This window comes from Roseburia sp. AM16-25, assembly GCF_003473825.1.
Lineage (GTDB): Bacteria > Bacillota > Clostridia > Lachnospirales > Lachnospiraceae > Pararoseburia > Pararoseburia lenta.
In genome coordinates this window covers 105,635-119,666 of record NZ_QUCW01000001.1, presented here as the reverse complement: position 1 = coordinate 119,666, position 14,032 = coordinate 105,635, and the positions used below count along the sequence as shown (strand labels likewise).

The window sequence follows — 14,032 nt, the reverse complement described above, 5'->3', positions numbered from 1 at the left end:
CGGAAATTCTGTCGGAAAATTGACCTTTGAACTTGTTATTTTTTATAGGCTCTAATATAATGAAACGAGATAGATTTGTACCTGGTACAAAAAGAAACGGAGGACAAGCATGGAGCAGGAAAAGGTCATAGTCATTGACTTTGGCGGACAGTACAACCAGTTGGTTGCCCGCAGAGTCAGAGAATGCAATGTTTATTGTGAGATCTATTCTTATAAAACAGATATTGAAAAGATTAAAGAAATGAATCCGAAAGGGATCATTTTGACAGGAGGTCCAAACAGTTGTTATGAGCCGGATTCACCGACTTATACCAAGGAATTGTTTGAATTGGGAATTCCGGTATTGGGACTTTGCTATGGGGCACAGTTGATGATGCATGTATTAGGCGGTAAGGTCGAGAAGGCACCGGTCAGAGAATACGGTAAGACCGAGGTATTCGTAAAGCAGGATTCCCCATTGTTTGCAGGCGTATCTGCAACAACGATCTGCTGGATGAGCCACTTTGATTACATTTCAAAGCCGGCAGAGGGATTCCGCATTTGCGCACATACGGCGGATTGCCCGGTGGCAGCGGCAGAGAATCAGGAAAAGAATTTATACGCGATCCAGTTCCATCCGGAAGTACTGCATACGGTTGAGGGAACCAAGATGCTACACAACTTTGTACGCGGTGTCTGCGGATGTGCCGGAACATGGCGCATGGATTCCTTTGTAGAAAATGCCATTAAGGATGTAAGAGAAAAGGTAGGAGACGGAAAGGTGCTTTTGGCACTGTCCGGTGGTGTGGATTCTTCCGTACTGGCGGCTTTGCTTGCAAAGGCAATCGGACCACAACTTACCTGTGTATTTGTAGATCATGGTCTGCTTCGTAAGAACGAGGGAGACGAAGTCGAGAGTGTATTTGGCAAGGGCGGATCCTTTGATATCAACTTTATCCGTGTCAATGCCCAGGAGCGTTATTATGCAAAACTTGCAGGAGTGACCGAGCCGGAGCAGAAGCGTAAGATCATCGGCGAAGAATTTATCCGTGTTTTTGAAGAAGAAGCAAAGAAGATCGGTGCCGTAGATTTCCTGGCACAGGGAACGATCTACCCAGATGTGGTAGAGTCAGGACTTGGCGGAGAATCTGCAGTGATCAAGTCTCATCATAATGTCGGCGGTCTGCCGGATTATGTAGATTTCAAGGATATCATCGAGCCACTGCGCAACCTGTTTAAGGATGAAGTGCGTAAGGCAGGACTGGAACTTGGTCTGCCGGATTATCTGGTATATCGTCAGCCATTCCCGGGACCGGGACTTGGCATTCGCATCATCGGCGAAGTGACCGCAGAAAAGGTGCGAATCGTGCAGGATGCTGATTATATTTATCGTGAAGAGATCGCGAAGGCGGGACTGGATCGAAGCATCGGACAGTATTTTGCAGCACTGACCAATATGCGTTCGGTTGGTGTCATGGGCGATGAGAGAACCTATGACTACGCCGTAGCACTGCGTGCAGTCAACACGGTAGACTTCATGACAGCGGAGGCGGCAGACATTCCGTTTGATGTCTTGCAGACCGTCATGAGCAGAATTATAAATGAGGTGAAGGGAGTCAATCGAGTATTTTACGATCTGACGAGTAAGCCACCTGGAACGATTGAGTTTGAATAAATCGAGTTGCTTAAAAAAGCCAGTGTTTATGCGGGTTTCAGCGATTTCGATTAGTCTTTTGATAACAAATTGATAACAGTCATAGCAAGTGCCATTATTCTTGTTATCCAGTGGTTTATGGGTAACGGAACAATTAACAGGTGGCTTGCAGACTAAAGTTCGGAGCTTGGCTCTGAACAAATTCCATATTATAAACTAAGCCCTTAGCTGTGGTTAATAACCATAGTTAAGGGCTTTTTTGTCGTTGCCAAAGCATCTGTAGGGAGCTGCCAGTGGCAGGTCCTGTAGGTGCTTATTTATCTTTCAAGTGGTCTTTGAATGCTTCCACGAGAGCGTCACTTAATTCCTGTGATGGAACTTTTGCCCAACGCTGTGTGGTGTCGAACTCTGGATAATGGTAACGCCAGTTATCGTATTCTTCTCTGTTGATTTCTTCGGAAGATAGCTTGTCTGCCTGTTCTTTCCAAGCATACAGCATTTTGAGGAGTTCATATGCTTCTCTGCCTTTGTCCTTGTTGACCTTTAAGCATACCTCTCCGTCTGCTTCACTGACAGTAAGACCGTAAATATCTTCAAGGGTAAACAGAGTGTGCATAAGACCGATATAGCTGTCTATGTCAGGAACATCAAGAGCCTGTGGAGAAACATCAAGCACCTGTGCCAATGCATTTGTAAGGTCTGCTTTCGGTTTGCGTGTACCAGTTTCGTACTGTGCCAAACGCACATCAGCACTCTTTTCTGGAAAACCGATTGCTGTACCGAGATACTTTTGTGTCATACCACGCATTAGTCTGAAAAAATGTATTCTTTCGCTGATAGCCATAATGATACGCTCCTTTTATATTTAGTGAAATAAGTATAGCAGAAATGTTTAGTGGAAGTCAAGAAAAACCGAAACAAAAATGTTTAATATTTTCTTTGCAACCACTTGACAATAGCAAATATGTTTAGTAAAATAAATTACGAATTAAACAAATATGCTTAATGCGACAACTGAATGACCGTCCGAAAAGCCAAACCGCCAAGACCTCGTCGGAGCAAGTTCCGTATCGTTCGCTTGTGTGCAAGCACAAAAGCTCATTCGCTGCACTGCTCCTCCTCTTCCCCAAAAGTCTCCGACTTTTCGGGAACCCCTATACGAGCGAGCGCCTGATGTACTGCGGTGCATTGGGACAGCACAGCGCCTGCCGACAAGCAGGAGTGCCTGTTGGAACTTTAACACGGAGAAAGCGGCAAGCAAAAAATTATTTTAAGAAAGGAAGAAAAAGGATATGGAAAACAGATTTATCCGAGCCGAAGATGTGGCTCAGGAACTAAACGTATCAAAACCTTATGCATATAAACTCATCAGACAATTAAATGAGGAATTGAAAGCAAAGGGCTTTATTACGATTGCAGGGCGTGTAAATCGCCAGTATTTTTACGAAAGGCTCTACGGAGCAGGAAAGGGGGAAATGTAAATGCCGGTATTTAAGAATGAAGATAACGGTACTTGGTATGTGATGGCAAGGTATGTGAACTGGAAAGGGGAACGCAAGCAGAAATGCAAGCGTGGCTTTGCTACCAAACGAGAAGCACAGGAATGGGAAAGAATGTTCAAATTGCAGACTTCTTCAGACCTTGATATGAGTTTTGAAGCCTTTACGGAGCTTTATATCAATGATGTGAAGAACCGTTTGAAGGAAAACACGTGGCTTACCAAAGAGCATATCATACGCACAAAGATACTTCCGTATTTCGGGAAACTGAAAATCAGCGAGATTTCCACAAAGGAGATTATTACTTGGCAGAATGAAATGCTTGCCTATCGTGATGAGAAGAAAAAGCCTTATTCACAGACGTATCTGAAAACGCTGCACAATCAGTTGTCCGCCATTTTCAATCACGCTGTCCGCTACTATGAACTGCGTTCCAATCCTGCGGCAAAGGTGGGAAATATGGGACGTGAGGAACACAAGGAAATGCTGTTCTGGACAAAGGAAGAATACAAGAAATTCTCTTTTGAGATGATGGACAAGCCTGTTTCCTTTTATGCGTTTGAAATGCTTTACTGGTGCGGTATCCGAGAGGGCGAGCTGTTAGCTTTGACTCCGGCAGATTTCAACTTTGATAAGGAAACAGTCACAATCAATAAATCCTATCAGCGTTTGAAAGGGCAGGATGTGATTACTTCTCCGAAAACGAAAAAGAGCAACCGCACGATTAAAATGCCGAAGTTTCTGTGTGAGGAAATGAAAGAATATCTCGGTATGCTTTACGGATTGAAGAAGAAAGACCGTATCTTTACGGTGACGAAAAGCTATCTTCATCACGAGATGGACAGAGGGGCAAAGGCGGCAGGCGTGAAGCGTATCCGCATTCACGATCTCCGTCACAGCCACATTTCACTCTTGATTGATATGGGCTTTTCTGCGGTGGCGATTGCTGACCGAGTTGGTCACGAAAGTATTGATATTACTTATCAGTACGCACACCTCTTTCCGTCAAAGCAGATTGAGATGGCAGAAAAATTAGATGATTTAGGGAAAGGAGATTTTGAAAATGTCAGCTAAGAACAGAGATAACAAAAATCGTTGGAGGAATATCACAGTAGGGTTTCGAGTATCGCCCGAAGAAAACGAACTCATTAACAGAGCTGTAGCTCTATCAGGATTGCCAAAACAGGAGTATTGTTACCGCCGTTGCTTAAATCAGGATGTGGTGGTACAGGGCAATCCGAGAGTGTATAAGGCGTTGAAAACGGAATTTGCCACAGTCCTTGCGGAACTGAAAAGGATTGAAGCAGGAAAAGGTGTGGATGATGAACTGCTGAGTGTAATAGAACTGATTTCCATTATTCTCGGCGGTTTGAAAGGAGAGGATGCGAATGGAGAATAAAAAAGAAATGACTATTCCAAATGTATCTGCGGCAACAGATGCGGAACAGTCACTTTCCAAATGTACTGACAATAGTATAGTCAATCAGGATACGGATTTCAAGGGGTACGAGCAATCTTTTGAAGAAATGCAAAGGGAAATACTCAGACAGTTAGACCCTTCCTATCTGAAAACAGTATCAATGACAACGCTGTATGATACGGTGTTTGAGGTTCAGACACCACTTATCGACGGTCTGCTCCAAAGGGGAACTTACCTTTTCGTAGGTTCCCCGAAAGTGGGAAAGAGCTTTATGATGGCACAGCTTGCCTATCATATCAGCACAGGCACACCGCTTTGGGAGTATAAGGTGCGTAAGGCAACGGTGCTTTATTTTGCCCTTGAAGATGATTACCCACGTTTGCAGAAGCGATTGTTTCAGATGTTCGGTGCAAAGGAGACAGGCAATCTGTATTTCGCAACGGAATGTAAAACGGTCAATGGCGGACTGGAAGAACAGATAAGAGGGTTTATGAGGGAACACCCAGACACAGGCTTGATTATCATAGACACCTTAAAGCGTGTGCGTGAAGCAGGCGGAGCAGATTACAGCTACGCAAGTGATTATGATGTTGTGGCAAGGCTGAAAGCGTTGGCAGACAGTTACAAGGTTTCAATGCTTATTGTTCATCATACACGCAAACAAAAATCGGAAGATATATTCGATATGATTTCAGGCACGAATGGTCTGATGGGTGCGGCAGACGGTGCATTTGTTCTCAGTAAGGACAAGCGTACTTCCAACAATGCCACACTTGATGTTGCTGGCAGAGACCAGCAGGATATGAAAATCCATCTTGTAAGGGACAGCGAGCGATTGGTGTGGAACTTTGCAAAATCGGAAACGGAGATGTGGAAAGAACCGCCCGAACCTCTGCTTGAGAAGATAGCGGATACGCTCTTTTCGGAAAGTGACAGATGGGAAGGAACTGCTTCGGAACTTTGCGAAAGGCTTGCGGTGGATATAAAGCCGAATGTACTTTCTTTAAGGCTCAGTATCAACGCAAGCAGGCTGTTTCGTGATTACGGTATCCGTTATCAGAACAGCCGCACACACGACGGAAGAAAGGTTTCACTTTGGAAAGAAACCGAGCAGACGGCGTGACAAACGGTGTCAAAGGTGTCAATGTTTTTGAGAGCAGCACGCTGTGAAAAACATTGTCACCATCGTCACACTTTGACACCGGATAAAGTTTAGGGGAGTGTGCAGAGAGTGCCTTTTCAAAGGCGGCTCTTTGGTCTCGCCTGCTGGCTCGGTCGGTTCGCAGGCGTGTGTGCCACCGGCACACGCTCACCCCTCGGAGAGCCTTCGGAGAACGCAAAACCTGTTTACAGGTCGCATTTTTGATGGGTGTACCCGTCAAAAGTGCTTTTGCGTTACTTTTGACAAAAGTAACAAAACCTGAGAATGTTGAAATTTACAGATGGGAGATGAAAAAATGCAGAGAACGATAAGTGCAATGGTCGGTAAAGGCTCGGTCAATCACAATAGCCGAAAGTTCCGAGCAGAAAATGTAGACGGAACTCGTACTCATCTCAATATCGACTACTGCAATGAAAATATAAAGACAGTTTATCACGAATTGTTTGATGAAGCATTGGAAAGATACAATGCCAAGCAGATAAGGTCAGACCGAAAGATAAAAGATTATTATGAAAAAATCCGAAGTTCCAAGCAGGAAAAACCGTTCCACGAAATCATTTTACAGGTGGGCGGTAAGGGAAATATGAACGCCGATACGGAAAACGGAGAACTGGCAAAGCAGATTTTAGATGAATACTATCAGGGTTTTCAGGAGCGAAATCCACAGCTTCGGGTGTTCTCGGCTCATCTGCATATGGATGAAGCTACACCACATCTGCACATAGATTTTGTACCTTTTACCACAGGCAGCAAGCGTGGACTTGATACAAGAGTGTCACTAAAGCAGGCTCTTGCAACGCAAGGTTTTAAGGGCGGCAGTCGTGGCGATACGGAGTGGTCGCAATGGATACAGTCCGAAAAAGAACAGCTTGCGGCGGTGATGGAACGTTATGGGATTGAGTGGGAACATTTAGGCACACACGAAAAACATCTTTCTGTTTTGGATTATAAAAAGCAGGAAAGAGAAAAAGAAGTGGCGGCATTAGGTGCGAAAATCGAGCAGAAACAGATTGAATTTGATGTGTTGTCGGAACGAGTATTGAACTATGATAAGGCAAAAGACGAGCTGTCAAATCTTGAAATAGAGCTTGATACTGCACCGAAATATCAGTTGCCAGAACCAGAGAAATTTATGACTGCAAAGGCATATAAAACCAAAATGGCAGAGCCGGTTGTAAGGAAATTGAAGCAACTTGTCAAAACGGTGCTTGCCCGCTGCTTTGAGGGGTGGGACAACTATCATAGGCTGAATACAGCGAATGCACAGTTATACCGCACCAATCAGCGTTTGGAGAAAGTCAATGAAAGATTGACCGAAGAAAACAAAATCCTAAAAGCAGAAAATAAAGATTACAGCCTGCTCCGTAAGGTTTTTGGTCGCAAACAGATAGATGATTTGTTGGAGCAGGCAAGAACAGTTAAAGGTCGCAAGCGTGATAATACACGATCACGATAGACAAAAATCACAGGAGGAAAAGGAAAATGACAAAGACAATTTTTGAAGAAATGGGCGGAACTTATAGACAGGTGGGTGATTATTTATTGCCGAACATCACAGTACCAGCCGAAGAAGAAATAGAGCCGATTGGTTTATGGGGGAAACGACATGCAAGGCATTTAAAGGAACACTATAAAGTGTTATATATGAACCTGCTGACAAGCGGAAAGCTGCATAGTTATCTTGCAGAAGTCGATAAGCAAGCAGAGGATATGTTTCTTCGACTGGTAAAGGAATATGCCGACAGACAAGATGTGACGGAACAATTAAAGAAAGATAATCCCTACGAATGGATTGGAAGAATGAATAATATTCAGGCTTGTGTGAGGGAAGTTGTAGGAACGGAGTTGATTTACACATAAGCGTTTTACGGTATGGTGCTCCTGCGTTTGCTGGAGTGCTGTGGTTGTGGTTGTAAAGAGGTTGTGAAAGATTGAATTTCGTAATGGTTGGATGTATAATTAGGAAGTGAAAATTTTAATTTGCACTTCCATAAGGTGAAATGTATTGACACAAAAAATACAGTATGATAGTATTGCCATTAGAAGAAAGAAAGGCACATTTTGTGTAAGGTGAGGAAATGATTAATAGATAATTTGATTTAAGTAAGACACATATAGTTATTGAGCCTGTAGAGAATAGGTTTGTTTTGTGTACGCTTAAGTTGGATTATCGCAAGAGGCATTTCCTTTGTTTTCCTTTTGGAAAAGAAATAAGGGGCTATTTAGCGAGTCTATTTTTGCGTATGCAAAAAAGACTCGTTTTTGTGTGTTCAAAATAATAATTGGCTCAGACTTCGAAAAGGAGAAACTTTAATGTTGCAGATAAAAAAATTAAATTTAACACATAAAAAAGACCTGAGAATAATTCTTAATGATTTCAACCTTGTGCTAAATGATGGAGATAAGGCAGTTATTATTGGAGAAGAGGGAAATGGGAAATCGACATTAATGAAGTGGATATACAATCCGTCGCTTGTAGAAAACTATATAGAAGCAGATGGGGAAAGGATAATGGGACACGAACGTCTTGGTTATCTTCCGCAGGAGATGCTCGATGAAGATAAGGAAAAAACAATATACGAATATTTTTCTGAAGAGGAAATATTCTGGGAGAAAACGCCTAAAGAATTGTCTGTTATTGCGGGAAAATTTGGAATGAAAAATGATTTTTTCTACAGTAACCAGACAATGGGTAGTCTTTCAGGAGGCGAAAAAGTCAAGACACAACTTATGAGGCTTTTCATTCGCGATGTTTCTGTGCTGTTGTTGGACGAACCTTCCAATGACATCGACATTGCGACGCTTACATTACTGGAAAAAATCATAAATGACTGGAAGCACATTGTGCTTTTTATTTCACACGATGAAACGCTGATAGAGCGTACTGCCAACATGGTGATACATATCGAGCAGATTATACGAAAAACAAAGGCGAGATATACCGTGGCAAAGCTTCCCTATAGACGCTATGTGGAAGAACGGCTTCATAAATTTGAAATCCAAAAACAGCGGGCACTGAGTGACCGTAGGGAGAAAAAGATTCGCGATGAAAAATATCAAAGAGTTATGCAGAGTGTACAAGGTGCATTAAGAAGTTGTACCAGACAAGCACCGTCTGTTGCCAAAAACTTAAAGGACAAAATGCATACGGTTAAGGCAATGGAACGAAGATTTGAAAAAGAAGATGAAAATATGACTCAGATGCCGGAACAGGAAGAAGCAATCTTTGTCAAATTAGGGGATGAAAACTCACACATTCCCGCAGGAAAAACGGTCATAGAATATGAACTTTCAAAGCTTGTGACTCCGGATGGCAAAAGAATTTTAGCAGAAGGAATTCATTTAAAAATAAAAGGTTCAGAAAAAATCTGTATGATAGGAGCCAACGGGGCAGGAAAAACGACTCTTCTAAAAAAGATAGCGGAAGAACTCCTAAATCGGAATGACATTAAAGCAGAATATATGCCTCAAACTTATGAAGACCTGCTGGATTTGGATGTTACACCGGTTGATTACCTTGATAAAACAGGAGATAAAGAAGAGCGTACAAGAATTAGAACATACCTTGGTTCACTTAAATACACACCAGATGAAATGGAGCATCCGATTCGGGAGTTATCAGGCGGACAAAAGGCGAAAGTGCTTCTCTTGAGGATGAGCTTAAGTGGTGCAAATGTTCTTATTCTGGATGAACCGACAAGAAATTTTTCACCATTGTCCGGTCCGGTAATAAGAAAAATGCTCCGAGAATTTCCGGGGGCTGTCATTAGCATTTCTCACGATAGAAAGTATATTGAAGAGGTGTGCGATAAAATATATCAGCTAAATCCTAATGGATTACAGCTAATTGGTGATTGATAACAAAAAGGATGAAAGACTGACAAATTTCAGGCTTTTAGTGAGTTGGAAAGCATACAAAGATTTGAATTTGGAGGATAGATTATGGTACGTACAGAAGATGCATGTGAAATTATAAAATATGCTTTGCAAAACGAAATTAAAGTATATTTAGATGGCGGATGGGGTGTTGATGCACTTCTTAAAAGAGAATCAAGAATACACAATGATATTGATTTGTTTGTTGAACTGAAACATTATCATGATTATATTTATGTGATTAAGCAGCATGGATTTGAGGAAGTAAATACTGATTATACAACGGATGGTCATACTGTCTGGAAAGATGATAAACAAAGAATCATTGATTTACATTGTTTTGAATTTACAGATGACGGAATTGTTTATGAGGGAGATATATTTCCATCAAAAACTTTTTCCGGTATTGGAAAAGTTGGAGATATAACTGTTTCTTGTATTGAACCATTGAGTCAGGTAATGCTTCATTTGGGATATGAACACGATAAAAATGATGTGCATGATGTGATGCTGTTGTGTGAAACATTTCAAATAGCAATACCAGATGAATATAAGGAAAAGTAAAATTTCAGTTTTGTGTTGAATCTCTAAGCAAAATAGCTTATAATTTGACATGCTACATATAGTTATTATCCACAGTTATCGAGTAGGTGTTATCAATGCCGATAACAAAATGATAACATTAGCTCGTATAGGCAGGATAATATGGATATATCAAATAATCAAAAGAACGAGAAACATTACAGAGAATAATTCCTAAACAAAAAGCGTTAGTCTTTGTAGAGTTTGAATAAATTAAAAATCATTCAAGGTACGATTGACGGTATCTTGAACAGCAGAGAGAATAAGAAGTGATTTGCTTCTTGTTTTCTCTGTTTTCCTATACAGATTCTTCAACATTTATTTGTTGATCTGCTCTGCAGGCAACAAATAAGAGCCGACTATCCTTATTTCTTTATCGTAAATTTACTTGTTACACAGTAATGAAAAAAGCCAATAGTTTGTAACTGAACTTTACAAACTATTGACTTTACATTTTGATGTCCACTCTTCAATGAATTATCATACGAATATATCTTCAATACTTTATAATTCAAGAGTAATAATAAGGCTATTGGCATGTACTTTTGCAACAATATTTCCGCCAAGAATGGCAACAAGTGTTTTTACTACCGCAAGTCCCAATCCTGTACTTCCATTATGTCTTGATTTATCGCCTGTATAAAAACGGTCAAAAAGTCGATTGCAATCAATTTCTGAACTGTCACTCATTGGATTTTCAATGGTAAATATAATATTATTATTTTCTTTCTCCATAAGTGTTATTTTTATCGTTCCAACAGAATACTTAATTGCATTTGTCAACAGATTTTGTAAAATTCGTTCTACCATATTTTTATCAGAATATACGTATATTGAATAATCTGGGAGATTTATTTCGGGTAAAATATTCTCCTTTTCTAATGCAACGGCATTTTCCGTAATTAAATTTATTAACATATTAGATATATTAAACTTTTCTTTTTCTGGAACTGTCTGCTGTTCCTCCAAAATAGAAAGGTCATAGAATGTCTCTACCAATTCTTTCATTTTTTCGGCTTTGCTAAAAATCACTTTTACGCGCTGTGCTTGACTGGATTCCCAATTTTCTTTTTGCAATAATTGTAAATGACCAAGAATGACTGTAAGAGGTGTACGCAAATCATGTGATATATTAGCAACAGATTCTTTTAAATACTCTTCATTGCGTAATACGCCTGCAACAGCCTGTCGTTGTCTGATATTATATTGATTCAATATACCAGCCAGTCTTTCTAAATCTTTATCAATCAACGAAATGTCTAACATCTGCTGTGAATTTCCAGAATTCAATTCATTAACTTGATCCGCAAGATTACGGATTTGTTTTTTTAATTGAATATATCGAAATAGCAGTATTACTAAAAATATTGTTATGATAATTAAAATCCATTCTATGTTAGACATTTTCTCCACCTATTTAAAATCACATTTACAAAATTTTATCCACGAAAGCAATACCAATATACCAGACCATATACATCCTACTAAAATAGCTATCGGTTGAAAAAAGGTTTTCATGCTGACAACGATTCTGATTTGATAAGTAGGTAAAAAACCGACTGGTAATCTCAACATCATTCCATAGCCAAGATATAAGCTAAGACCAAAAATAATAATTGCTGTAACCGAGGTTGCTTTTACAGCATCCTGTAAATAGCAACAAATAAGTATTGCAATTAGAAATATCGCACTATTAAGCAGACAAGAATAAATGATTGCTTTTATAATATTGTAAAAAAACATTCCCACGTCTACAACACCAAAGCGTCCAAATTCCCTTATGCACCCTGAAACTGGATAGACAAGAGCCATAAGATTAAAAGCAATTAAATACGATATTATTTTACTTGTAAAAATTTGTTTTCTGGAATGTCCAGCACTGACCTCTAAGTTTATTGTTCTCTTAGAGAATTCCTGTCCTAAAATCAATGCAAGTATAGCCGACATGATGATAAGAAGAAACGTAGAATCATACACCATTCCATTAAAAATATCAGCAAGAGAAGAAGCAATTTCTTCTGTCGATCCCATGATCTCTGTAACATAAGTATCTGCTGTAAAAAATCCTAAAATAAATATTCCAATCATACCACACCAGTAAATAGAATTATGTAACAACTGATATTTTTCCAGTTTTAATAATTTATCCATAAAAAACACCTCCGGTTATTTCAAGTCTGTATGTAAAAAAGCACTACCTGCAATGAAATATAAAATAAAATTCCATAAAAGATCTACAAACAAGCAAAAGTTTGTCGAATAGACCTTTTGCAATGAAATTAACCTAAGTTGTCCCATTGGTATTATTCTGCTGATTATTTGTGCAGATTCACTGTTCAGCAAAAAAATCATAACAAAAAATAAAACCATTGAAACTGTCAGTGTTTTCCCCATATCACGAAAAATAAAAGCAAAAAACATCGGTAATGCACACAGTGTTATCATGGCAAACAGAGTTAGTAAAACCATAGTATATGTGCTATCATTCCAAAAAAGTTTTTCTCCAATATAAAATTGACTAATAATTCCATGTACAAATAATGGAAATACCAGAATGATAATACAACCTATTTGAGATACAATTAACTTTACTCTAAATATAGAACTTCTTTTATGTCCGGCAGTAATATAAGTATTTAAAGTTCTTCCACTAAAATCACTTCCAATGAACAATGCTATAAACACTATACTCAAAAAATAGAGTAACGGAATATTGTATAATGATGCCATAATTAAGTTTGAAGAGCGTTCTTTACTATCTAACAGCAATATGCTACTTAAAAGGAGATTGAATATTCCAATTCCCCAAAAATACCAACTGTGAAACAACTTATATAACTCAGTTTTTAGGAGATTTGACATCTTTTGTTCCTCCTATTTTGCTCAAAAAATAGTCCTCCAAAGTATCGCCAGATACAGAAAGTCCTGTTACAAGAATGTGCGATTCTGCCAAAGCAGACGCAACTGTCTCTAAATCATTCAAATAATCATACAAACGAATTATGCCATCTGGCATTAGTTTAAAGTTATCTGTATGAAGATTCTCTTCCAAAACCAGAACCGTTTTCTGAACATCTGTTGTTTTAATTGCTATATGTCGTTTACACCGTTCATTTAATTCATAATCAGAAATCTCTTCTATAATTTTTCCATGGTCAATCAGAATAAATTCTGATGCTGTTTGATACAATTCTTCTAAGATATGGCTTGAAACCAAAATGGTCATACCATATTCTTTATTCAAAATTTTTAATAAATTTCTGATTTCTACAATTCCAGCAGGGTCAAGACCATTGATAGGCTCGTCTAAAATCAATAGTTCTGGTGTATTTAAAAGTGCAATCGCTATCCCCAATCGTTGACGCATACCTAATGAAAAATTGCGGACACTCTTTTTACCTGTATCTTGCAATCCAACCATATCTAATGTCCTTTTAATAACTGATTTATCTGGTATGCCTCGTTGAATACGCTGTACTTCCATATTTTGATAGGCAGTCATTGACGGGAATAGAGCAGGCGTTTCAATCATACTTCCAATTCGTTTACGCTGTTTCTGCAATTCTTCTGTTCCAGAATTTCCCCATAAAGAAAGTGTACCACATGTTGGAAACGCAAGCCCTGTGACTAATCTTAAAAAAGTAGTCTTACCTGCTCCGTTTTGACCAATAAATCCATAAATTTTCCCTTTTTTTATTTGTAAATTTATGTGGTCTAATGCTAATGTTTGTTTATATTCTTTGGTTAAAGACTTTGCTTCTAAAATAATTGAACTCATATCCCAAACCTCCTTTACTTAAACCAGTATAACGGGCAATTTTAAAGAATTTCTTAAATCGTAATGAGAAAAGTTAAAAAAA

At 39.2% G+C, this 14,032-nt stretch carries 14 protein-coding genes; 9 read left to right on the top strand and 5 right to left on the bottom strand.

Annotation, left to right across the window (positions count from 1 at the left end; translation table 11 throughout):
- The first annotated feature begins 109 nt into the window (after positions 1-109).
- The gene (gene guaA, locus DW183_RS00575) at positions 110-1,654 is read left to right on the top strand and encodes a glutamine-hydrolyzing GMP synthase (protein ID WP_118280161.1); all 1,545 of its coding nucleotides are present in this window, start codon (positions 110-112) and stop codon (positions 1,652-1,654) included.
- A gap of 292 nt (positions 1,655-1,946) precedes the next feature.
- Here guaA and DW183_RS00570 read toward each other — a convergent pair whose 3' ends face one another.
- The gene (locus DW183_RS00570; RefSeq protein ID WP_009247529.1) at positions 1,947-2,477 is read right to left on the bottom strand and encodes a helix-turn-helix domain-containing protein; all 531 of its coding nucleotides are present in this window, start codon (positions 2,475-2,477) and stop codon (positions 1,947-1,949) included.
- A gap of 448 nt (positions 2,478-2,925) precedes the next feature.
- Here DW183_RS00570 and DW183_RS00565 point away from each other — a divergent pair, with 448 nt between their 5' ends.
- The 8 genes from DW183_RS00565 (at position 2,926) to DW183_RS00530 (ending at position 10,154) form a co-directional block, all read left to right on the top strand.
- The gene (locus DW183_RS00565) at positions 2,926-3,114 is read left to right on the top strand and encodes a transcriptional regulator (RefSeq protein ID WP_009247528.1); all 189 of its coding nucleotides are present in this window, start codon (positions 2,926-2,928) and stop codon (positions 3,112-3,114) included.
- Positions 3,115-4,206 (top strand): site-specific integrase, encoded by a 1,092-nt coding sequence (locus DW183_RS00560; protein WP_009247527.1) that lies wholly within the window; start codon positions 3,115-3,117, stop codon positions 4,204-4,206.
- Entirely contained in the window at positions 4,196-4,531 is a 336-nt protein-coding gene (locus DW183_RS00555; RefSeq protein WP_009247526.1) for a plasmid mobilization protein, read from the top strand. The genes DW183_RS00560 and DW183_RS00555 overlap by 11 nt, the downstream gene beginning before the upstream one ends.
- Entirely contained in the window at positions 4,521-5,675 is a 1,155-nt protein-coding gene (locus DW183_RS00550) for an AAA family ATPase (protein WP_009247525.1), read from the top strand. Before DW183_RS00555 ends, DW183_RS00550 begins: the two co-directional genes overlap by 11 nt.
- 355 nt (positions 5,676-6,030) lie before the next feature.
- Positions 6,031-7,170 carry a plasmid recombination protein gene (locus DW183_RS00545; RefSeq protein ID WP_019190307.1) on the top strand — a complete coding sequence of 380 codons (1,140 nt, stop codon included), beginning with the start codon at positions 6,031-6,033 and terminating at the stop codon, positions 7,168-7,170.
- Between the two features lie 26 nt (positions 7,171-7,196).
- On the top strand, positions 7,197-7,574 hold the full coding sequence (locus DW183_RS00540) for a TnpV protein (protein WP_009247523.1): 378 nt from the start codon (positions 7,197-7,199) through the stop codon (positions 7,572-7,574).
- A gap of 453 nt (positions 7,575-8,027) precedes the next feature.
- Positions 8,028-9,572, top strand: a complete 1,545-nt coding sequence (locus DW183_RS00535; RefSeq protein ID WP_009247522.1) for an ATP-binding cassette domain-containing protein — start codon at positions 8,028-8,030, stop codon at positions 9,570-9,572.
- 84 nt (positions 9,573-9,656) lie between these two features.
- On the top strand, positions 9,657-10,154 hold the full coding sequence (locus tag DW183_RS00530) for a nucleotidyltransferase domain-containing protein (protein ID WP_009247521.1): 498 nt from the start codon (positions 9,657-9,659) through the stop codon (positions 10,152-10,154).
- 522 nt (positions 10,155-10,676) lie between these two features.
- On the opposite strand, the gene DW183_RS00520 is transcribed toward DW183_RS00530, so the two are convergent.
- The 4 genes from DW183_RS00520 to DW183_RS00505 are packed head-to-tail and all read right to left on the bottom strand — an operon-like array spanning position 10,677 to position 13,950.
- Positions 10,677-11,576: a sensor histidine kinase gene (locus DW183_RS00520; protein WP_117915790.1), complete on the bottom strand. Its 900-nt coding sequence runs from the start codon at positions 11,574-11,576 to the stop codon at positions 10,677-10,679.
- A gap of 9 nt (positions 11,577-11,585) precedes the next feature.
- Positions 11,586-12,323: an ABC transporter permease gene (locus DW183_RS00515; RefSeq protein ID WP_118280160.1), complete on the bottom strand. Its 738-nt coding sequence runs from the start codon at positions 12,321-12,323 to the stop codon at positions 11,586-11,588.
- A gap of 15 nt (positions 12,324-12,338) precedes the next feature.
- Entirely contained in the window at positions 12,339-13,034 is a 696-nt protein-coding gene (locus DW183_RS00510; protein WP_118280159.1) for an ABC transporter permease, read from the bottom strand.
- On the bottom strand, positions 13,012-13,950 hold the full coding sequence (locus DW183_RS00505; protein WP_118280158.1) for an ABC transporter ATP-binding protein: 939 nt from the start codon (positions 13,948-13,950) through the stop codon (positions 13,012-13,014). Before DW183_RS00505 ends, DW183_RS00510 begins: the two co-directional genes overlap by 23 nt.
- Between the last annotated feature and the right edge of the window lie 82 nt (positions 13,951-14,032).

Bases quoted from the DNA above. Each gene is read 5' to 3' on its own strand.
- guaA (WP_118280161.1), top strand. From the start codon at position 110: ATGGAGCAGGAAAAGGTCATAGTCATTGACTTTGGCGGACAGTACAAC.
- DW183_RS00570 (WP_009247529.1), bottom strand. From the start codon at position 2,477: ATGGCTATCAGCGAAAGAATACATTTTTTCAGACTAATGCGTGGTATG.
- DW183_RS00565 (WP_009247528.1), top strand. From the start codon at position 2,926: ATGGAAAACAGATTTATCCGAGCCGAAGATGTGGCTCAGGAACTAAAC.
- DW183_RS00560 (WP_009247527.1), top strand. From the start codon at position 3,115: ATGCCGGTATTTAAGAATGAAGATAACGGTACTTGGTATGTGATGGCA.
- DW183_RS00555 (WP_009247526.1), top strand. From the start codon at position 4,196: ATGTCAGCTAAGAACAGAGATAACAAAAATCGTTGGAGGAATATCACA.
- DW183_RS00550 (WP_009247525.1), top strand. From the start codon at position 4,521: ATGGAGAATAAAAAAGAAATGACTATTCCAAATGTATCTGCGGCAACA.
- DW183_RS00545 (WP_019190307.1), top strand. From the start codon at position 6,031: ATGGTCGGTAAAGGCTCGGTCAATCACAATAGCCGAAAGTTCCGAGCA.
- DW183_RS00540 (WP_009247523.1), top strand. From the start codon at position 7,197: ATGACAAAGACAATTTTTGAAGAAATGGGCGGAACTTATAGACAGGTG.
- DW183_RS00535 (WP_009247522.1), top strand. From the start codon at position 8,028: ATGTTGCAGATAAAAAAATTAAATTTAACACATAAAAAAGACCTGAGA.
- DW183_RS00530 (WP_009247521.1), top strand. From the start codon at position 9,657: ATGGTACGTACAGAAGATGCATGTGAAATTATAAAATATGCTTTGCAA.
- DW183_RS00520 (WP_117915790.1), bottom strand. From the start codon at position 11,576: ATGTCTAACATAGAATGGATTTTAATTATCATAACAATATTTTTAGTA.
- DW183_RS00515 (WP_118280160.1), bottom strand. From the start codon at position 12,323: ATGGATAAATTATTAAAACTGGAAAAATATCAGTTGTTACATAATTCT.
- DW183_RS00510 (WP_118280159.1), bottom strand. From the start codon at position 13,034: ATGTCAAATCTCCTAAAAACTGAGTTATATAAGTTGTTTCACAGTTGG.
- DW183_RS00505 (WP_118280158.1), bottom strand. From the start codon at position 13,950: ATGAGTTCAATTATTTTAGAAGCAAAGTCTTTAACCAAAGAATATAAA.